Annotated in this window: 19 protein-coding genes; 6 read left to right on the plus strand and 13 right to left on the minus strand. The window is 45.5% G+C overall.

Annotated features, from left to right (window positions below):
- Positions 1-24 precede the first annotated feature (24 nt).
- Positions 25-327: a metal-sulfur cluster assembly factor gene (locus MHH25_RS18540; RefSeq protein ID WP_197997654.1), complete on the plus strand. Its 303-nt coding sequence runs from the start codon at positions 25-27 to the stop codon at positions 325-327.
- A gap of 236 nt (positions 328-563) precedes the next feature.
- Here the strand turns inward: MHH25_RS18540 and MHH25_RS18545 are convergent, their stop codons facing one another.
- The 9 genes from MHH25_RS18545 to MHH25_RS18585 form a co-directional block, all read right to left on the minus strand.
- Positions 564-908: a cupin domain-containing protein gene (locus tag MHH25_RS18545; protein ID WP_340017772.1), complete on the minus strand. Its 345-nt coding sequence runs from the start codon at positions 906-908 to the stop codon at positions 564-566.
- A 141-nt stretch (positions 909-1,049) separates the two neighbouring features.
- Positions 1,050-3,008 (minus strand): ABC transporter permease, encoded by a 1,959-nt coding sequence (locus MHH25_RS18550; RefSeq protein ID WP_340017773.1) that lies wholly within the window; start codon positions 3,006-3,008, stop codon positions 1,050-1,052.
- Entirely contained in the window at positions 2,983-3,753 is a 771-nt protein-coding gene (locus tag MHH25_RS18555) for an ABC transporter ATP-binding protein (protein ID WP_017687815.1), read from the minus strand. Before MHH25_RS18555 ends, MHH25_RS18550 begins: the two co-directional genes overlap by 26 nt.
- 189 nt (positions 3,754-3,942) lie before the next feature.
- On the minus strand, positions 3,943-4,941 hold the full coding sequence (locus MHH25_RS18560; RefSeq protein WP_340017774.1) for a sensor histidine kinase: 999 nt from the start codon (positions 4,939-4,941) through the stop codon (positions 3,943-3,945).
- Positions 4,938-5,651, minus strand: a complete 714-nt coding sequence (locus tag MHH25_RS18565; RefSeq protein WP_340017775.1) for a response regulator transcription factor — start codon at positions 5,649-5,651, stop codon at positions 4,938-4,940. The genes MHH25_RS18560 and MHH25_RS18565 overlap by 4 nt, the downstream gene beginning before the upstream one ends.
- 83 nt (positions 5,652-5,734) lie before the next feature.
- The gene (locus tag MHH25_RS18570; protein ID WP_315371914.1) at positions 5,735-6,709 is read right to left on the minus strand and encodes a sugar kinase; all 975 of its coding nucleotides are present in this window, start codon (positions 6,707-6,709) and stop codon (positions 5,735-5,737) included.
- Positions 6,710-6,780: 71 nt separating this feature from the next.
- Positions 6,781-7,824, minus strand: coding sequence for an SPFH domain-containing protein (locus MHH25_RS18575; RefSeq protein WP_100527281.1), 1,044 nt, complete (start codon positions 7,822-7,824; stop codon positions 6,781-6,783).
- Positions 7,825-8,093: 269 nt separating this feature from the next.
- On the minus strand, positions 8,094-12,452 hold the full coding sequence (locus tag MHH25_RS18580) for a glycosyl hydrolase 53 family protein (RefSeq protein ID WP_340017776.1): 4,359 nt from the start codon (positions 12,450-12,452) through the stop codon (positions 8,094-8,096).
- Between the two features lie 254 nt (positions 12,453-12,706).
- Positions 12,707-13,423, minus strand: a complete 717-nt coding sequence (locus MHH25_RS18585) for a YceI family protein (protein WP_076250049.1) — start codon at positions 13,421-13,423, stop codon at positions 12,707-12,709.
- Between the two features lie 192 nt (positions 13,424-13,615).
- On the opposite strand from MHH25_RS18585, the gene MHH25_RS18590 reads away from it, so the two are divergent.
- Positions 13,616-14,302, plus strand: a complete 687-nt coding sequence (locus MHH25_RS18590) for a response regulator transcription factor (RefSeq protein ID WP_036672909.1) — start codon at positions 13,616-13,618, stop codon at positions 14,300-14,302.
- Positions 14,287-15,753 (plus strand): HAMP domain-containing sensor histidine kinase, encoded by a 1,467-nt coding sequence (locus MHH25_RS18595; RefSeq protein WP_340017777.1) that lies wholly within the window; start codon positions 14,287-14,289, stop codon positions 15,751-15,753. The genes MHH25_RS18590 and MHH25_RS18595 overlap by 16 nt, the downstream gene beginning before the upstream one ends.
- Before the next feature lie 95 nt (positions 15,754-15,848).
- Here the strand turns inward: MHH25_RS18595 and MHH25_RS18600 are convergent, their stop codons facing one another.
- Positions 15,849-16,661 (minus strand): ATP-binding protein, encoded by an 813-nt coding sequence (locus MHH25_RS18600; protein WP_340017778.1) that lies wholly within the window; start codon positions 16,659-16,661, stop codon positions 15,849-15,851.
- A 345-nt stretch (positions 16,662-17,006) separates the two neighbouring features.
- Here MHH25_RS18600 and MHH25_RS18605 point away from each other — a divergent pair, with 345 nt between their 5' ends.
- Positions 17,007-17,159 (plus strand): DUF1540 domain-containing protein, encoded by a 153-nt coding sequence (locus MHH25_RS18605; RefSeq protein WP_074095586.1) that lies wholly within the window; start codon positions 17,007-17,009, stop codon positions 17,157-17,159.
- A gap of 202 nt (positions 17,160-17,361) precedes the next feature.
- Positions 17,362-18,819 (plus strand): 4-hydroxyphenylacetate 3-hydroxylase N-terminal domain-containing protein, encoded by a 1,458-nt coding sequence (locus MHH25_RS18610; RefSeq protein WP_340017779.1) that lies wholly within the window; start codon positions 17,362-17,364, stop codon positions 18,817-18,819.
- A gap of 21 nt (positions 18,820-18,840) precedes the next feature.
- On the opposite strand, the gene MHH25_RS18615 is transcribed toward MHH25_RS18610, so the two are convergent.
- The 3 genes from MHH25_RS18615 to MHH25_RS18625 are packed head-to-tail and all read right to left on the minus strand — an operon-like array spanning position 18,841 to position 20,724.
- Positions 18,841-19,407, minus strand: coding sequence for a nitroreductase family protein (locus tag MHH25_RS18615; protein ID WP_076317523.1), 567 nt, complete (start codon positions 19,405-19,407; stop codon positions 18,841-18,843).
- A 52-nt stretch (positions 19,408-19,459) separates the two neighbouring features.
- Positions 19,460-20,266 carry a hypothetical protein gene (locus MHH25_RS18620; protein WP_340017780.1) on the minus strand — a complete coding sequence of 269 codons (807 nt, stop codon included), beginning with the start codon at positions 20,264-20,266 and terminating at the stop codon, positions 19,460-19,462.
- Between the two features lie 5 nt (positions 20,267-20,271).
- Positions 20,272-20,724 (minus strand): flavodoxin, encoded by a 453-nt coding sequence (locus MHH25_RS18625; protein WP_017687802.1) that lies wholly within the window; start codon positions 20,722-20,724, stop codon positions 20,272-20,274.
- A 227-nt stretch (positions 20,725-20,951) separates the two neighbouring features.
- On the opposite strand from MHH25_RS18625, the gene MHH25_RS18630 reads away from it, so the two are divergent.
- Entirely contained in the window at positions 20,952-21,815 is an 864-nt protein-coding gene (locus tag MHH25_RS18630) for a class I SAM-dependent methyltransferase (RefSeq protein ID WP_017687801.1), read from the plus strand.
- Position 21,816: the final 1 nt, after the last annotated feature.

Here is a 21,816-nt window from a genome sequence, read left to right on the forward strand (position 1 = left end):
AATAAGGTGGACTGGAGAGTGAACATGATGGAACAAACCACGCATTTGCTGGAATGTCTCAAGGAAGTGTATGACCCTGAATTAGGTGTCAATATCGTTGACCTGGGTCTGGTGTATGAAGTAAGGGAAGAGCCTGAACGGGTACATGTACGAATGACGCTGACTACACCAGGTTGCCCGCTGCATGATACAATTGTTGGTGCGGTGAAATGGGTTTTGCAGGAAAATACAAATAAGACCGATATTGATGTTCAAGTCGTGTGGGAGCCACAATGGTCTCCACAGCTGATGTCGAATGAAGCCAAGGAAATGCTGGGATACTTCTAGGCAGAATGAACAGTGACCGGATGAATGAACAAATTGCTGCCGGAATACGAAAAAGCGTACTTAAGATCTGATACTCTCAGACCCAGGTATGCTTTTTGTTTGCTATGAGAACCACACTTGGTCAAGGCATTCTTGAATAAAAAATATAAATAAGGAAACTCCAGAATAGAGTTTCCCTTATATTAGTACCGATCAGTGAATCATTCTATCGATTCCTTGATATTAGATGTTAGATGTTAGATGTCCTTGGCATAGGATGCTGCTGGCACTTTGTTTAAAACCACGAACAAACGAACTTCCTGATCTCCTGTATTATGAAATGTGAACTCGACCTCACCGCCGCAATGGATCACATCCTCTTGTTTCACCACTTGTTCTTTTCCATCCAGAATAAGTGTACCTGTGCCTTCGACCACCAGCAAAATAACGTCTGTGCCCGGATGTTTATGAACGGGAAGTTGCTGACCTGGCAGAAAATGAAGGACAAAGGTCACTCCACCACCCTGTTGGAATAAAACTCGTTTCGTAAACCGGTCCTCACTAAATGTTTTAACTTCTTGCAATGACGTGATACTCATCATAATCGTCCTCCTCGATAATGTAATCTGTGAATACATTCATCTTATCGCAAGAAAGCCCGCATTTCTTTGATCTGAATCAAGAAAATGCGGGCAATGAACAAATCATGGGTCGGTCCTCATGACCGTTTGTTTCTAAGATGGTTACACCATCATTTTGCGCAGAGAAGCGATATATCTCGAACGTATAATGATAAAATAAAACGTCTGTGCAAGTACAAAGGCACCAAATACAGTCAACACGGGCATCGTATAATTGGTAATACCGAATTCAGTCAGGAATGGCTTAACCACCACCAAAGTTTCAATGATAGCTACTCCGATCGGTAAAAAGAACAGGATAGCAATCTGAACGGTGGATGATCGTTTCATCTCCTGGAAACTGAGACCCATTTTCGAAAGAGAATGCACCATCCTTCCATCCGCTTCAAGATCGGTATGCAGTCTGAAATACAAAAAGCTTGCAGAAGAGATCGAGAAGATTAATCCGATAAATATGCCCAGGAAGGTAAAGAGTGCTGTACCCTGTCTGAATCTTTCAAAATCACCGTACCGCGTACTCAGATATCCAGACTGGTTATCCGTTGAAGCGTTGCTGCTTCGGATGGAATCCGCGGAGGATAGAAGCTGATCGCTAACCATGGCTTCCGAAGAGTGGCGATCAGGTACAGCATGACCCCATGCAGGGATCTGATACAGATATTTACCAGATATCATATTATCTTTGATCTGTTGGGCAATCTCTTCATACTTCTCATCCGGTAGGACAACTATACCTGTAGCATAGAGTAGGGTTCCAAACTGTGGATCGATATCTGTATCCGTAACCCTAACTTCCAGCGGACTAGCATTCAGACTCAACGTCAACTTGTCTCCCTTCGCATAATTACGAAATCTGTTGCGCTTTATCTGATCCTGACCCTTCTCATTGCGGGTATCCACAAATACAGCGGACCCGGTATCCAATTCGAACATCTTTCTCCCTTGTGTCAGATTGTATTGGTTGTATTGACTAAGCGGCATAACCGAGACTGCACTCTGATCTGCATTAGACCAGAAATATTCAATATAGACTTGCTGATAATCCAAGCCTGCGGCTTCAAGTTTCGAATCAATAGCGCTCATATCCAATTGCTCTGTTGGTCTGAATACGTTGTATTGAATTGCAAAATCGTTGTTTGTAAACTGTTCCCGGTTCTCCTGATCCAGTGACAAAATTACAACTGCACTCATTGAAGCAATCGCAATCACCACGGTCACCATAAAGAGCATGCGGGCATTATCCTTCATTTTATAACTCATCTCTGAGATCCACAACAGACGTGTACCATGCCATACCGTTTTACGATTACGCTTCAATAAACGGATGATGAGCACGGAAAGTTGTGAATAGAAAAAATACGTCCCGGCTATCCCTGTTACTGCTGCAAGCATGATTGTTCCGCCATTTAACCCGTTGCGGAGTACCACAAAACCTACTGTAAGTAATGCAAAACCCAGAAGTGAGAAGAACCATGAAGCTTTGGGCTCTTTTTTAGGTTTGTTGGTTCCCGTTAGAAGTTCTAACGTCCGTTTGTTTCCGATAAAAACCAATGTAAAAAGTGAAATGCAGAAAAATAATAACAGAAAGGCCCCGATCGTAATCAGAATCGCTTTCACGGGAAAATAAAAGGGCAGATCATCCATCCCGATAAAACGAGTAGTTAACATCAGGAACAACTTGGACAACAACATACCTCCGCCGATACCGGCAATAATGGACAGGCAGCCGATCAACATGTTTTCCAAAATGACCAATCTCCGAATCTGTGCGGGTTCTGCACCAAGTATGGTCAGAATGCCAAACTCTTTATTCCTTGATTTGAGAAAAGCACTGATGGAATACATAACAAAGAAAAATGCAAACACATACACAATAACCGAAGCGATCTGCATCCCCGTAGCGGTTGTGTCACCCATTGGCAACTCTGCCACATATGGATGATAGATAAATACCGCATACGCGAAGAAAATCATGACCATAAACACACTGCTAAGAAAAAAAGCAATATACGCTCGCCCATTCCGGCGAATATTGTTAAACGCGAACTGAGGAAAGCTCATGTGAATTCCCTCCCCAGAAGGATAAAGTATCAATGATCCGCTGGAAAAACGTCTGTCGATTATCTCCGCGGTGTACCTCGGCTGCCAGTTTTCCATCCTTGATGAACACGATACGGTTACAATAACTTGCCGCAAGCGGGTCATGTGTGACCAACATAATGGTCGTTTTCTCCTGCTGGTTAATCTGTTCAAGTGATTCCATGACCGCTTGGGATGACGTAGAATCCAGGGCACCGGTGGGTTCATCCGCCAAAACAATCGAAGGCATATTGATCATGGATCTCGCAATGGCTGTCCGTTGTCGCTGTCCGCCCGAAATTTCGTAGACTCGTTTATCCAGAATATGATCAATCCCAAGCTTCGCTGTAATGCGATGTAGTCTGCTCTCCATCTCCTTTAGTTTGACCTTGTCCAGTGTCAATGGAAGTACAATATTCTCAGCAACAGTCAGAGTGTCCAACAGATTGAAATCCTGAAAGACAAATCCGAGTTCTCGACGTCGGAACATGGCAAGTTCTTTCTTTTTCATATCAAACGGGTTCATGCCATTAATCAGCACCTTGCCTGAGCTGGGTTCATCAATGGTGGAGACCATGTTTAACAATGTGGTTTTGCCACTGCCCGACGGGCCCATAATACCCACAAACTCACCTTGCTTGATTGTCAGATGAATATCACTAAGGGCTTGAGTCTGCACTTTGCCCTGATATACTTTGTTCAGTCCAGATACCTGTAACATTTCCATACGTATTTCCCTCCTGATCCATCTATTCTTTATACGTTAATTCTATTCTTATCCTAACCGACCTCCCCTAACGGTGCTATCGAATTACCTTAAACTTCTCTTACAGCCCGTTTAAGGTTTTGTTCCCCTGCCTCCTCCATCACAATTCTGTGCATTAAAAAAGCACCTCGCCCATGGGCAAAGCGCTCTTTACTTCGGATACTTCGTATGAACCCAGCTGAATCTGACCAACGTTCCCTCATTTGGCTCCGAAAACAACTCGACACGGTTATCCAGGCGGGCACTGATCTGACGAACCAGATATAATCCCATTCCCGTAGATTCATGGTATTGTCTGCCCCGTTCACCTGTAAAATAGGGATTGAATACGCGATGAATATCCTCGGACGAGATGCCAATCCCCTCATCCTGAATGTCCAGGATTGTACGCTCTTCCTGTTTATAGCCTGTAATAATCACTTTTTTGCCTGATTTGCTATCAGAATAGTTAACGGCATTGGTCAAAATTTGGGTGAACATGAACCGCAGCCACTTGGAGTCACTATATATCTGAAGGTCGCCCTCCATCCGGATATCCGGCGTAATGCCTCTGCGAATAAACAAACGTCGGTTCTCTGCAATGCTACTCCGAAGCACTTCATGCAGAGACAGCAGCTCTACACGAAAATCCCCTTCAAACTGTTCAAGCCTTGATGAATGCAAGACCATTTCAAGTCCTTTGCGCAGCTTATCCAGCTCATCCTGAATACTGCCCGCCGTCTCATCTTCTACATCTTCCAAGGTCAGTTGGATAATGGACAACGGGGTCTTCATCTGATGAACCCAGCGATTCATGAATACCACCTGCTGATCCTTGCTAGTACGTAACTGACCCATCTCGTTCTGCCGATTACGCTCCAGTTCATGTAACAATTCCTGGATGGCTTCCGCCACGACCGAATTTCCAAGCGTTTGAAAAGGCTCGTTTACCAGTTTGCGTGGTTGTTGAAGTAGACGGTAATATGCTCGCAACTGGAAGTAACGAGTGACCAGATAAACCATCAATACCACGATACTGATCAACATGCCATAAAGGACAATCTTCATCGGACGGCCCTCACCAGAGAGCCAGTAGACACACGGAACGAGCAGCATCTGTAACACATAAAATCCGACTAACATCAGGTGGTCTTTCAGGAAAAGTCTCATTTCCCTTTCCCCTGTGCGGATGAATCCAGATCCAACACACGATAACCCGCTCCGCGAACCGTCTCCAAAATCTCTTCTGCACCCAGCTCCTTCAACTTCCGGCGAACACGTGTAATATAGACATTCAACGTATTATCATCAATAAAATGCTGATCTTCCCACATCTGTTCTAACAATTTTTCTCGGCTGACAACTCGCCCTGCCTTCGCCATCAGCGCTTCCACCAGTATCGCTTCCTTCTGTGTCAGCTCGGTAGAACGCTCATCATATTCCAATACAAATCGCTCAGGATAAAGGATCATGGGACCGTTCTTCACCTTCACTTCCTGTTGAACAGAAGCGTAAGAACCATAGGCTCTGCGTAGCTGACTACGTACTTTGGCAAGAACGACTTCATATTGAAAAGGTTTTGTAATATAATCATCCGCCCCATGTTCCAATGCCATAATCTGATCCATACCACTATCACGAGCCGATATGAATAAAATGGGACATATGGAATGTGTGCGTATCTGCCTGCACCAGTAGTATCCATCATATTGAGGCAAATTCACATCCATCAGCACAAGGTCCGGCTTCACTTCCACAAATTCATCCAGTACATGACGAAAATCATCGGTGACCTGTACCTGGAATCCATTTCGGGTCAGATAAGCCGCCAGCAATCCTGCTAACTTGGCATCATCTTCAACCAACAATATCGACTGCATCGTTAACCCTCTTTCCGTTTCCTGACGTCAGTGTATCACATCTAGTTACCCATTTTAGTCGGAAACGGCTTGAAAATAAAGCTTTAGACCACGAGACGCCCTCTCTTCTCTGCCAACCCAATGATGGCTTCCACCCCTGAGTTAAACTCAAGAAAGTCCTGCTCGACCCCATCGCTGAAAATAACACCATCCTCCGGCATCTGGGATACAATGTGCAGTGGTTGTTTTGAATGGATCTGCCCAAATACGAGATTGGCCGCAGTCGTTCGGCTCGGAAAAGGTTCACGTACTGAAAAATATAAGTACGGCGCATCCCAGTTAAAATGATTCAGCTCCTGCCTGCTTCCATGAATGGATGCCGATGCTGTAGCAACCTCTGCTTCGGAATTCATGTTCTGCCATGCAGCCGACCCTACAATTCCGGTGGCGCCGGCCAGCACACTTTTAAACCAGCCTGTCGATCCCATGCCTGTGGATACAATAATACCACTAGAGGATTGTTGTTCTGTGGATGAACCCAAACGCACTTCATAACGAGCCGATACATGTGTCTTCCGACCAATGAACAGATCATTCACACCATATAGATACTGTCCATCATTGAGTTCCACTTTGGCGAGAGTGACTTCTTTCAAGGTTCGTTGCTTTCGAATGACATCAGGAACAATGAAGCTCAGATCCTCCACGGTAAAAGGTAATAACACGCCATCCCAACGCATCGGGTCCGGATTCACACCGATGAGCGGCTGCTCGGTTACATACTTGAGGGTGTTGGCTACAAGCCCATCCTGTCCAACCACGACCACGATATCCTGATCTCCAAAGATAAAATTGGGCACATGTTCCCGATCAATCGTCTGAACCCGTCCCAATTGACCCAGTTGCTGCTGGGCCTGCTGCACAGATAGCCGATAACGACGGTCTTCCTCCATATAATCACTGAAGTCTGCGCCCAGACGTTCAATATAGAACTGAGCTTGCTGCACCGTGTTATATCGAACCACCAGCTCTTCCAGTCGGGTCCGGCGTTTCACCAGAATCAGCTTGTGTTCACTCATCCGATCATCTGCCGTGGCCTGCTGACGTACTGATTTCCCTGCCTGCTCTGCTTGCTCTCTTCTTCCTAATCTCATCTCGCTCGACCTCCCTGATCTCTGCCTGGCGCAGGAGACATTAATCCCTGTAACAGATCCGGCGAGATATTTAGTTGCCCAATCTTGCCTGCATTTTCAGCCAGTTCCTGGAACGCGAGTGCGATCAGCTTATCAGAATTCATGCCCATATTCGCCATTGCTTGCAGTACATTCGGCTGTACATTTTGCAATGAGTTCATCACGGCAGCAATCTCATACGCTTTGGCATCTGCCTCGGCATTGTGATTAGCAATAGTTAACTCAATCAGTTGCTGCTTACGTTCCTCCATCGCTGTATTGAACTGAAGCTGCTCCTGCTCCATCTCGTTTTGTTTCTGTTTCACCGAGCGTTCTGTCTGCAATTGGGTCTCACGAATTTGCTGTTTCTTCGTCTCTACGGCAATTTCGGTGTTCAGTTCGTTCTCTTTCACTCGTCTTTCCTGTTCAATCGATGCATTCCGACGTACATAGAGCGCTTCATCTGCCTGACGCAAAATCTCTTCCCGCGCCTGTGCTTCCAATGCACGCATCGTCTCTTTATTAGGCAGAATGGCCAGAATCGATAGACTCATCAACTCAACGCCCAATTTCTCCAACTCTTCACTTTGCACAACCTCGCGTTTCATGCTGCTTGCCAGCCGTTCACTGGATTGAATAGCTTCTTTCAGCGGCATTTGTTCCAGATGTTTCTTGGTCAGTACTTTGGCTGTAGTGATCACCCGTTGATCCAACTTGCCGGGGTCGTCAGAGATATACCGATTCTTGCGCAAATTGTACGTGTAATTCAGGCTCTGGGTTATTTTCAGGTAATCCACAATGCGATAGCTTAGCTGCCCTTGCACAGTAACCGTCTGATAGTCCGCTGTAATCTCTTCGAACATGAACGGTACATCCACCGAGGATACGGGTAGAACCACTACCGATGTGGTCGGCTCATAATAATAGAAAGACAATCCTACACCTTGACGTTGTACCTCACCATTTTTTACTTTCATGACATATTCACTGGGCTGAAATTTCGCAAATCGGAATCCAAACATAGCTCATTCCCCATTTCTTTAATATTGTCGTTTTGATATTATCGAAATGATAACAAATGAATTCGATATTGTCAATACGACATTAACAAAATGTTTATATGCCTATTTAGAGAAAGGGATGAAGTCTGAACCTCATTTTTTCCTCGAAAAATAAAGAGACCGAATCATATGATCCGATCTCTTTACCTGCTTTGTTATTTTCTATTCATGCGTGTTAATGATGCCATTAGGCACCTTTCGTAATCAAAAGCGGACTTTTCTAAATATCTCTAATACAGTTGTTCCATCATTCTGGCGACTGCAACAGCCCCTTGTGCACGGTTTGCTGTTTCTTTCGGAGCAAACGTGCCATCAGGCATGCCATTTAGCAGCCCAAGTTGTTGCATCGAGGCTACAGCTTCTTTGGCGTATGCTGCGATCTCGGCGTTGTCTACAAACACCATATTTCCTTGTACAGAATGGGTCGCACCCTCACGCTGCACAACCTTCAGTGCTCTGTTCAGCATGACGGCCATTTCTTCTCGTGAAATACGTTCATTCGCTCCAAAGCTTCCATCTGCTCGGCCTTGAATTATTTCCATTTCCATTCCAAGTCGTACTGAATCGGCATACCACTGCCCTTCCTTCACATCCGTTAGGACTGAAATAGATGGATCCGGCTGGCGTGTATCACCAATACCTTTAATAATCATTTGCAAAAATTGTGCTCTGGTCAGTTCACCTTGCGGGGCAAAACGAGTTGCGCTCATCCCCGAAATAATCCCTTTACCGTAGAGGTTCTGTACCTCTTGGATTGCCCAATTGTGATTTTGCAAATCATGTAATGGCACTTCAACTTCTTCAATGACATAACTGCCGGATTCCAGCGGTTTGAACGCCATCGTTTTGGTCTTATCATCGTACTTGGAATACATAACAGGTTTCATTTCTCCACTTGGAGATATGGAATGTACAACCATCACTACATCATTCTTCTTAGGTTGCTCCACATTGGATAGAGCAACTTCAACTGCTCTGTTTGTCCATTCCAATGGCTTATTGTTCATTAACAAATTCACATCAACAATTGCATGATTACCGATCGTTGCTTTTTGAGATGTGGACAATGTATCTGTCGATCCTTTTGCCACTACGATGTCAAACGTTCCCTCAGTCTCCGCAATAGTTAGCGGGAGTGATCTCAGAGGAACACGAACGGTAGTCTGTCCTACAACTACATCCAGGGATTTCACTTCCTCGGAACGAATCCATGCCGCCAGTTGACTTGCAGCCAACTGGAATGTGACTGTCTTGGCTGTGTCGGGTACATCTGCAAGCAGTTTCAACGTACGATTTCCTGCATCCATGGATTGCAGTGCCTGGGTTAATTGAGATACATCTGGACGAATCGAATACTTGTCATTCCCGGTTGCTGTTCCTTTTACCGTTATTAGACCCTTAACTGGCGGATTACCAGGTTCAACCGGTAGTGTTACAGCCGGATTCCCCGTTGAAGGAGCTGTTCCCGGGTTGGAAGGTTGTGATGGCTGGCCAGGGCCAGGTGTTACATCTTGACGTACAAGCTTACTCACAGCATCTTGTAAAGCACGATCCGCATTGCTTACATCTTGCGTTGAAGATTCAACATCCAGAATGAATGCCTTCGCTTCAGAAAGTGCCTTACTGAATACATTCCAGCTTGATGTCGTGTATTCGGTTTGTTTTAATTTCTCAGCGGTATCTACAGTAGTTTGCAGTGCAGATTTGTCCGCTGGGAACGTACCGTATGCTTCAAATTCCATGAATCCTACCCATGTGGGACCTGTTTTAATCGTTACCCGAATGTAACGTCCCTCCGTGCCTTCTGGAAGTACATGGCTAGGTGCGGTTGATACAACAACATCACTTGTGGTGTCCACTACTTTCACAAAATTTTTGTTATCGTTGGACACTTCGATCGTATATTTGATGCCGCCACTCCACATCGACATTTCGATTTTACGGAGGTTAGCAACCTGACCCAAATCCACTTGCCACCAGCTATCCTTACTCTCGTCTGTTCCCCATGAAGTGTTCGAATTGTTGTCAATTGCACCTTCAGGAGAGTTGGCTTGATTGCCTCCTGTCCCTGCACTACTTGAAGCCGTTGCTGTTTTTCCCGTTGTTAAAGCCTCCAGAGAGACTAGATTAGTAAAGGCTTGTTTCAACGTACTCAGTGCTGAATTCACCTCAGACTGGACAACAGCATTGTTATCTCGGACCTGAATCGCTGCCTGCAAAGACTGTTCCAATACAGACCAGCTCCGGCGTGTATAGGAAGATTTAGTCTGCTGCTGCATTTGTTGAATGTACTGGTGCAGTTGTGTTTTGTCCACATTGGATAGACCTTGAATGGCATCATGCAAACGTTTAACCGCTGTATTCGCATCCGTCTGTGTTGCTCTTGGATCATTCAAGATCTGATCAGCGCCTTCCAGCGCTTTGGTCAATACCGCCCAAGTGGCCGCAGACCAGTCAGCCTGCTGATACGTACGCGCTTCCGCTATTTTGGCTCTGAGCTCGTCAAGTTGCGGGGTGATAACCTGCATCTGCTGCATCACACGTTCCAATGCTGTTGTCGCTGCATCTGTATCTGCTTGAGTCACCCCGCCCGGCGTGTATGCCTGTTCGTATACATCATTCGCTGTCGAGATTGCCGGAGCCAGAGTCACCCAGCTTTCCGGAGTAAAATCAGTCTGTACCAATGATTCGGCTCGTGTAAGTGCCGCATCAAGTTGCTGGCGGTCTGCGGGCAGAAGACTTAATCCACGTTTGTACACATCAAGTGACCATAACGCTCTGCCTTCATACGAATGCCCGCCGTTGGCCGGAAATTCATCATAGTCAAACATCGCTTGGTTCTCCCATGCATTACCTTCGGATGCAATCCAGCCTACACCCGCCGGAATCCACGCTGGCTCCCAGTAGAAGAAACCTGCGCCATGATTATCTGGCACGTTCGCAATCATGTCCATAATGCCGGCAATAGCATCATATTGACCTTGAACGGTTGCGGGGAAGTCTGCTCCCCCAACATGAAGCGCTTCATCTGATCCAATGATGTTACCGTGTGCATCCCCGTTTTTGTAGGAAAACGGATAGGACGTTTCAGCGATAATGACATCTTTGCCAAACTCGACTGACACTTCATTCATCGTTTTCTGTACATCCGCAAATGTCCCATGCCAGAACGGGTAATACGATAGTCCGATAATGTCATAGTCCAATTTGCCTTTACGTAACTCTTCAAAGTACCATTTAAACGTATCCACCTTGCCACCTTCAGCCAAATGGATCATAATCTTCACCTTATCCGCGTTATCGGTGATCTCCCCTTCTACTGCACGTACAGCATCAACTCCGCTTTTTAGCAATGCAACATTTTGCTCGAAATCCACGTCACTGCTCAAGCCGTTCAGAACACCACTGTTGATCTCATTACCGATCTGCACCATATCAGGCATAGCGTCTGCGGCCTTCATCTCACTTACAACTTCATACGTGTAGTTGTATACGGCCTGCTTCAGCTCTTCGGGCGAAAGACCTTCCCAAGCTTTGGGACGAAGCTGCTGGCCCGGGTGCGCCCACTCATCCGAGTAGTGGAAATCCAACAGGATCTTCATACCTTTTTTCTTCACCCGCTCGGCCAAACGAATGACATCGTCCTTGTCGTTGTATCCCCCTGATTTCTGTGGATCATTCCACAGACGAAGACGCACATAATTGACACCGCGATCCTTGAGAATATCGAGCAAATCACGCTCTGTACCGTTGCTGTCCACGTATTTGCCGCCTTTGTCCTCAATGGCAGTCAACGTGGAAATATCAACACCTCTAACATAGTCTGCACGATATCCCTCAACGATCACCTTAGCTTTAAGCTGAGGTTCTGGAGGAGCACCATATACAACTCCTGTTACCGTAAATTCGCCTGCAGAGGCGTATTGCATAGGGTCGATATGATCCCAAGTCACAGGTACCATTCCCGATTTTTCATTCTGAAACTGTGCCTTTACCTCGTTGGGCAGAATTGGCGCACTTCTGGTCACCGTTCTCACTTCGATCTCATCATATCCTTTAATATTGGCTGGTTCAGTTCCTTCTGCTTCTCCCCACACTTTGAACTCCAATATTTCCGGCCAAACTCCCTCACCCTTGTAAAAGGAGATGTTCAGTCTGATGTATCGTACATCATTCTGCTGAAACGTCAGATCAGCGATCTGTTTGGGATGGGCATTTTCATTTTGATCAACAACTTTGGTCCATGCCTGCTGGTCAGCAGACGTTTCTACCATATATTTCACAACCGTGTTTTCTCTCCACGTTATTTCCGCTCCGGACAGATTGTAGTCTTCACCCAGATCAATCATTGCCCACTGTGGTTGTTCGGATGTAACTCCCGCCTTAGCAGTCCAATGCGTGTCACTTTTACCATCAACCAAGTGCTCCTTTTTACTCTCCCACTCCAAATATTCTGTGCTTACCGTAACCACCTTGTTAAATGCCACGTTCACTTTTGCATCTTCTGCAGCCGCTGGACGAACCATCAACCCCAGATCACAGAACAGCATCAGCAATACCAGACACCCGCTTATGTACCTCTTGTTCACTCTTGATCTCCCCCTTTTTGTGTTTGATTGTGCATGGATCAATGAATGTTATGAATCCTCCTCATTGTAAGCGCTTAATAGTGATGGGTAACACGGTATTATCCAAAGGAAACAGCAGTTATTTTAACAATATGCTCCTGTAAAAGTTACATTTGAGCGATAAGAATCACACTATTTGTAAAAAACAAAAAAATCTGTCCGTCCACCGTAAGGCAGAACAGAACAGATTTCTATCTAGATGATCGTTGCTACACTTATTTGGAGAGTTTCAATTCAAGTTGTACCTGGATATCATTTTCAGTCGAGAGCACAACGGAGTGTGGATTTTCCATTCCGAAATCTTCGAACGTTACCATCGATGTCGCCGACAACAAGACTGCATTATTCTCATAAGCAGCTTTGGCATCAAAAGTTACTTCTTTTTCAATACCTTTAACCGTAATGGTACCATTCATTTTGATATCAACCGTTTGACCGACAGGCCATTCCGCAGGTACCCCTTCAAATGAAGTCGCTGTAAATGTAGCTTGTGGATATGTAGCAACATCGAAGAAATCGGCTTGCTTCACGTGACCATCACGCTGTCCATTCCCGGAATCAATTCCGTCCATCTCGATCTGTCCTTCTGCCTTCATCTGAGCAGCATCGTCTACATTAATTGTCCAATTCCCTGTTACCTGCTCGTCCACAAAGTTAACGGTCTCCTGCGATGTAGTTACAGAGAAATATACTTTGGAACCTTCGCTGATGCTCCAGTCTCCGTTCAGTTGCTCTGCTCCAGCAGTTTCATTGGCTACAACCGTTCCTGTGCTATCTACAGCTGTGGTGGAAGTCGCTGTGCTCGCAGGAAGCACCTGCTCAATCTCCACGTTATTCCCCAAGTAACTGTTTGTGATATAGTAACCACCGCCACCGATTACGGCAACCGCCGCTACACCTGTAATAAGCCATGCTTTTGCTTTCTTGTTCATCTCTATGTTTCCTCCAGTACATGATTGTTTAGGTTGCTTCTTGGAGTGAATCATATCAATTGAATGTGTCAGGAAGAAGTCAAGATAAGACAAGTCCCATATTTTTTTGAAATCCGTAATACAGGATTGGCTTTACGCTCTGGCTCATGTAAAATCAGTACAAGTTTACAAAGCGAAAGGAGAACGCTTTTCTTGAAATCCATACTTATCGTCGAGGATGAGCAAGCTATTGCACGAGTATTGGCTGCTTATCTGAGAAAAGCAGAATTTGAAGTTCATCATGCAGCAGATGGACCGACTGCACTTACCCTTTTTGATACCGTAACGCCTTCCCTTGTATTACTTGATGTGATGCTGCCAGGAATGGACGGATGGGATCTGCTGCGGATTATTCGTGAAAAAAGTGCTTGTCCCGTGATCATGCTAACTGCACTGGATGACATTTCAGACCGTCTCAACGGACTAAATGCCGGTGCTGACGATTATATGAGCAAACCTTTTGTACCGGAAGAAGTGGTCGCCAGAGTTAATGCGGTGTTGCGCCGTAATCCACATTGGACCTCAGGTGGCAAAGAGAAGCGTTCCTTTGGAAATCTCGTCATTGATCTTGCTGCCAAGCAAGTGCTGCTGAACGGTGCAGAGGTTGCACTCACACCTCGTGACCTGTCGTTACTGTTCTTCCTGTCCGATTATCCGAATCGTACATTTACCAGAGATCATCTTATTGAACAGGTATGGGGGATGGACTATGATGGCAGTGACCGTGCTGTGGATCTATCGATTAAACGACTACGTCAAGCCCTCTCCCACTGGTCGCCAGAGACGGGAGAAATTCGGACGTTGCGAGGAATGGGGTATCAATTTTGGATCGCCAACTGAAACAGAAGAAACCCAAACGAACGATATCCATTCTGTCACACTGGACACTGCGATATTTTCTCATTTTGTGCATTGGTTTCACGATTATTGCGGCAGGGGCACTCTACTGGATTCGAACAACTTCCATTGAGAAAAGCCTCAAAACCGCAGAACTGCTTGGTCTGGAGATTGCCGATCGAGTGACCAGTGAGAATAATATGCTTCGAGTTCCACCCGATCTGGACAGACTGGTAACCAAGCGAGAGAAACTATTCAACACAGATCATTATTTTTGTGTCATGATCTTGGACAATAACAATCAATTGATCTTTTCCCAGCCTAAAATGGAGCAAAAAGATGTGCATTATCGACTGTCAGACGACTATCTTGAACCGCGAAACAACAAATATGCAGGTGTAACGGTCAACATATCTGAGGGCGATCAAACCTTGGGTAAAGTGTGGGTCATGCAGTCCAAACAATCCATTACATTTGGTCCAGAGACGATATGGCTCGTGGCTCTAATCCTCGGAGGACTAATCCTCTGTGGATGGTTTACAATCTATCTCCTGTCCAAAAAGTTATCCAGACCGATTCGTCAGGTCGCCTATGCCGCTGAACAGATTCGAGGTGGCAATTATGATGTGAGTCTTGACTTGAATACACGAGAACGTGAGATCAATGAACTTGTAAATTCATTTCGCGATATGGCTACTCGTCTCCAACAACTTGAAGAATGGCGTACACTTTCGCTGGCAGGGGTAAGTCATGAACTCAAGACACCGGTAACTTCCATCAAGGGGCTGGTTATGGCAGTACGTGACGATGTTGTGAGTCCACAGGAAGGAAAAGAATTTTTGGATATCGCTTTGAAGGAATCTGAACGCATGGAGCGAATGGTCGCAGATTTGCTTGACTATAATGCCATGGCTGCAGGAAGTGTTGCCGTTCGCAAGGAACGGACGGATCTGAAACTGTTGGTCGGTGAGATCATCTATCAGTGGAAGATTGCGTATGAGGACAAAATGCCAGAGGTTCAGCTGCACGCACCTCCAATTAACTTTTTTACCATGGGGGATGCTCTCCGCATTCAGCAGATCATTGTCAATTTGCTTAATAACGCACTTCATGCCACAGCTCCTGAACAGAAGGCTGTCTTCGATATTTATCTAAGTACAGAAGAACAGATGCTGTACGTTGATGTTAAGGACCACGGCACAGGCATCGCAGCCGAAGAACAACCCAAAATCTTCGAACGGTTCTATCGTGGAGAACTCAAAAAACGTCGTAACCGCGGTCTGGGTCTAGGATTAACATATAGCCGGCTACTCGCTCAGGAACAGGGCGGTGAATTGACACTTGTCTCCAGCAGCCCGGGAGGCAGCATGTTCAGATTAAGCCTGCCACGCTGGACTGCAACACAAGAAGCTATGAATACAGAAACAGCATACGGAGCAGCCGTTAAAGTATAACGCAGCTCGCTAACATGACCACTAGCCCAGAACTCCATTCAGGAGACTGGGCTACTTCAACATGTTCCTTGTTGCTCTAGCCAGAATGGAAGCAATCAACACTCTAATACACGTGGTCTGTATTCATCGTAAGCATCCGAGATCAGTTGCTTATGAAGTGCACTACTGGCAATGATTGCTTTCCGTTTTGCTTTCAGAACGATCTGCTCTATATCCGCATAACTGCACCCAGTCAAGCGTTCACATATGTAATCTTCCAGCCGAGTCTCCTGTTCAAATGCCCCTACCAACTTGCTGATATACAATCTGCGACTTGCATCATCTGGCATACCGTAGGTCATCTTCGTATCAAACCGCCGCCAGATGGCGTGATCCAGTTGGGTTTCCAGATTCGTTGCAGCTACCAGAATGCTGTCCCCATCGAATTCGTCCAGACATTGCAATAACGTATTGACGACACGAGCCATCTCTTTCACTTCATCATTGCTCTCACGTGTCCGGCCTATGGCATCAAATTCATCCAGAAATAACACACAGGGATTCATTCGTGCATATTCGAATAACTTACGTACGTTACTCCCCGTCTCCCCAAGATGGCTATGAATGATCGCATCTAATCTCACAAGAACCAATGGCAGATCAAGGCGCTCCGCCAGATGTGATGCCGTTAATGTTTTTCCCGTACCGGGTGGCCCGAACATGACCATTTTGTTGGGGATTGATACATCATGCTCTCTGAACTTCTCTTTCATGCCCAGAATGGTGACAAATTCATTAATGATGCGTTCATTTTCAGCGGAAAATACAATATGCTGGGCTTTGCGCCTACACTCTTTTGGCGTGTAAAAAGCAGCCATATCGATCCCTTTCGCACGGGGAATCCGATTCATGTGATTTATTTTGCTCATGTACACACATGCTCCTTCATTTATAGTTTAGTGTAAATGTTTAGTTCAATTTATATAGAATCAATTAGGATTTTAATCGTAATTATTACTATTAAATAATAACATACTACTGCCTTTTTGCAAACATAACCACAGCACGTCCACTATTTTGCCACAGATGGGGGCATTTGGTTGCAAGCATCAATAAAATTTGCTATTCTAAGTATGCATCGTTGTGTATAACGCAAAAAAGCCCTCTGAATTTCGTGAGAGCAACAAAATTTTCCAGATTCGCAAGCGGCAACTTGTTATATCCGGATTCTTTATACCAACGACTGTAATCCAATTAAAGTGAGGTTAACAATCATGGCAAAAGACGTATTGTGTGAAGTTAATTCCTGTCGTCACTGGGCTCAAGAGAACAAATGTAACGCTTCTTCGATCTACATTGTGAGTCACAGTTCCAAAGAAGCAAGTCAGTCTGCTGAAACAGACTGCAAGACTTTTGAAGTAAAATAAGTAATTTCAATTGATCCACTTAAAGGAGCCCTTACCGGTTCCTTTTTTCTTTGTCTATTGTAACAAGAATGATAATTATTATCAAGCCCTATTCTGTAAAAATTCTTCTCACCTCTTAAATGCACATTGGACAGATGACCTACGTACACTACGTAAGAAGTCAGTATGCCCATGAACGATTAGAACCAAGAGGTGAATAACAATGCCTGTTAAAAGTGGCACACAGTATCGCGAACGAATTGATGCACAGTCCGTCCCCTGCTGGTACAAAGGTAAACTTATTACTGGAAAACGCTCTGAACATGTAGCATTTGCTGGTTTGATGGAGACTCAGATGTACATGTATGATCTGCAATCTGATCCTAAATTTGCAGAAACGATGACGTATGCCTCCCCGGCAGACGGCAAACCTGTAGGCATATCCTTCCTGCCTCCAACCAGTGCCGACGACCTCCGTAAACGACGGGAAGGGATGAATATCTGGGCAAATGTGCATCATGGCTTTCTTGGTCGCTCACCCGATTACATGAATACAGCCATAATGTCCTTTTACACAGGTGCCGATCTCCTGAAAGAACTATCTCCCCAGTATGCAGAAAATCTCAAAAATTATTATGCGTACTGCCGTGATCATGATATCACACTATCCCATGCCTTCATTCAGCCATATGCCAGCAAAATCTCAGGGCAACTGGATGCTACTGAAGATGCTATTGCCGCAAAGGTCGTAGATCGCACCGAGGAAGGTCTCATTATTAGCGGCGCATTCATGATGGCTACACAAGCTGCCACTTCGGATGAGATTTTTGTCTATCCGTCACCTTCTCCCGCCCCATTTGATGACGAAAATCCATTTGCATTCTCTTTTGCTGTCCCCAATGATCTTCCGGGAATCAGTCTGGTATGCAGGGATACCTACGCAGCCGATTCTCACACCAACTATCCCCTGAGTTCCAGATATGAAGAAATGGATAATATCGTCATCTTTGACCGGGTGCTCGTTCCGCATGAACGGATATTTTTTGCAGGAAGTGAGGAAATGTCCTCGCGTCTCTTCAGTGGTAGCAACTTTCATATTCACGCAGGTCATCAGGTATTGTGTCGTTATATTGCCAAGACGGAATTTGTTCTCGGTACAATCCAGCTTCTCACGGATACGCTGGATCTGAATACGGAAGCACATGTTATAGAGAAATCTGCACGTGTGTTCGCAGGTCTTGAATCGTTAAAAGCATTGGCATTGGCCGCGGAGGCAGGTGCCATACCAGATGGAAGAGGATTTGTATTACCTGCACCCAAACCATTGATGGCAGCCAATCTCCTTTTTCCGAAACTTTATCCTGAGATGATTGAAATTCTGCAGCTCTTGGGTTCGAGCGGGGTGATTATGATCCCTCAGGAAGAAGAGTTTCAATCCGATATCGCTCCTTCACTGAATATATATCTGAAAGGGAACGATATGGCTTCTCACGAACGCAACGCTCTGTTCCGCCTGATCTGGGAGCTTGGGTCTGGTTCATTCGGGGGCAGACAGACCCAATTCGAACGATTCTTTTTTGGCAATGTCCTTACGGTATCCAATCGGCTGTTCTCCGTCTACAACAAAGATCAGGCGAATCGTCAGCTCGTTCGTGATTTTCTATTCAACACCAGCAAATAAGAGAACTAATGAATTATTTTTTTATACCAGATGGTCATAGACCGTCATCAGTTCAGAGGCTGGTCTGCTTGCATCCATATCCCGCAATGCAGGCTGGTCTCCGTAACCGATATGGAATACCCCCAGTACCTTTTCTTCACTTGTCAAACCCATCAAATTCATAAACACAGGATGTTGTTGATAATCATTAATCTTCCAGACAGCATTCAATCCCTGTTCCGCAGCCAGAATACTAAAGCGTTTGCTCCAGGCTTTGGCCGGCAGAAGATCATCCTCACGGGCATTTCTAGGCGCCACGACAACCAGATGGGTTGGAATTGCTTCCGTGTATTGATATGTAGCCCAATCGCCGTAGCGATCAGCCAGATGGGGTGGATAGCTCTGTCTGACCGCTTCCAGATAAAGCTGTCGTCCTTCGCCTGCAAACAACATAAACCTCCAAGGTTCTGAACTCATTACATATAATGAAGGATCAGCTTCATCAAGCAACTTTCGTATAACCGACTGGGGTACTGGCAACGGACTGAATTCGCAAGTTCCTGCACGTCTCTTGCCGCTGCTTATATCTTGACTTAGACCGGTAGACATGGTAACTTCCCCTCCTCTATCTGCATGATATATCGTTATCCTTCAACTGTCTTCACATTAACCATGTTTTCTTCGGTTCAATGGCTTCCGTTCTCCAACGATCTACCTCTTCGTGGATGCGCGCTTTATCACGCGTCGTAAACTGTTCTGACTCCACCACTTCTGCTTGCGGCATGCTGTCACGTATCAAGCGAATGTAGTCCATGGAACGGATCAGAGACTGGCGTCCAGGGATGTACCTAATTTTGCGTCCTTCCAACAAGCAATATATCTCGATCATACCCGGTAATTTTCCGAAGGCTTCCCAGCAGAATGCACTGACCATATGCTGAAACGCCTCAACTACGTTTGGATCATGGACAACCATATATTTCTGAATAAGCAGCGAATCCCAGCCTTCGGGTTGCCAGGCCGCCTGAAATATCATCGATAAATGCATGGATAATGAAGGTAACTCCGTTCTCCACTGTTCAAAAAGAATGGCTGGATGCTTCAGATCATCGTTCATTGCAATGGCGAGTGACAATTCATCCGTAATCTTGTTCTTCACATCCCAGTAATGGGGAACAGATTCGAAACCATCCGTCTTTCTGGGCCACCACTTTTCAAGTAAATACTGTACGGGTACCTCTTTGCGAACATCGGGGTCGAGACTGTAAAAGGCATTGACCGCATGGCTCACCGCATATTGTACACGGTGCCTCCATTGCAGTGGAAGACGCTGCTCAGACACTGGTTCAGGGCGGATGAATCGATGTGGGCTGCGCAGCATTTCTTCCAATCTGTAATCTTCAAGCAGACGTCCAGGAAGGTCATTCCTTCCGACTGGCATCGCTGCCTGAACATTATGTCTTAACATGATCTTTAGGATACCTGTAATCCGGCAGCAGCGAAGCGTTTGCCAAAGTCACGGCATGTTTCTTTCTCCTGCTCAAGCGGACTATATTCAATTTTCAACATCTCTGGAGATACCTCCGCCCCACGCTCTTGCAGCTTGGCAGCCGCGAGATCAACTGCACCGCAGAACTGCTCATACGAGGTGTCACCACTACCAAACACCGCAGCCCTCTTACCACTCAGGTCAAGCTCATCCAGCTCCTCATAGAAATCAAGGAATTCATCCGGCAACTCTCCATCTCCCCAGGTGTACACACCGATCATGAATCCGTCATAGTCCAATACATCAGATGCATTACAATCCGTTACGGATTTCAGGTCTGCCTCGTGGCCTCCCTGTGTAATTCCTTCCACAATCAGTTCTGCAATTTCTTCTGTATTTCCTGTCATGCTCGCATAAGCCACTAACAATTTAGCCATCTATTTTTCCCTCACTTTAATTTGATCATGTTATATTCTCTCTATGAAGAAAGAATGAATTTTGGATTAACAAAATCATATGTGATAATGATTATCATTGTCAAATTAAATTTTTGGTTATCTTTGTTTTTCAGTATATGGCGCACTCCCGTCCCCCAACTGGCGTACAAGCCCTTTTTTGTTGTACAATAGTATCCAAATGACTTTTGAAGGATGGATAAATCATTATGTACGTAGCTAAGAATTGGAAGGACTATGAAGTAATCGACACAGGAGGCGGCGAGAAACTGGAGCGTTGGGGAGATGTGATTTTACGCAGACCCGATCCACAGATTATCTGGCCCCTTGAGCAAGAAACCAATGAATGGCGTCAGGTGCATGGTCACTATCATCGCAGTTCTTCCGGTGGCGGTAACTGGGATATGAAAAAACCCATTCCCGAGCGCTGGACGATCGGATACGAAAACCTGAAATTCCACATTAAACCTACCAGCTTTAAGCACACTGGTCTGTTCCCTGAACAAGCCGCCAACTGGAGCTGGATGATGGATAAAATCTCCAATGCAGGACGCCCTATTTCTGTCTTGAACCTGTTTGCCTATACAGGCGGAGCAACGGTAGCTGCTGCTTATGCAGGCGCATCTGTTGTACATGTGGATGCAGCTAAAGGCATGGTTCAATGGGCCAAGGAAAATGTTCAATTATCCGGACTGGCTGATCGCCCTGTTCGTTTTATTACAGATGATGTATTCAAATTTGTACAACGGGAACAACGTCGCGGAAATCGTTACGACGCCATTATTATGGACCCTCCTTCATATGGCCGTGGCCCTAATGGAGAGACATGGAAACTGGAAGAGAACCTATATCCTTTCCTGAAGTCATGTATGACGATCTTGTCGGATAATCCATTATTCATGCTGGTTAACTCCTACACTACAGGGATTTCCTCTACGGTTCTGCGCAACATGTTGACCATGACGATGTCTGCTCAGTACGGTGGTGACATTACTGCAGGTGAAATTGGTCTGCCAATTACACGTAGTGGTCTTGATCTGCCTTGTGGTATTCTGGGCCGTTGGGAGTCTTAAT

The organism is Paenibacillus sp. FSL H3-0457, from assembly GCF_037981725.1.
GTDB classification, from domain to species: domain Bacteria; phylum Bacillota; class Bacilli; order Paenibacillales; family Paenibacillaceae; genus Paenibacillus; species Paenibacillus amylolyticus.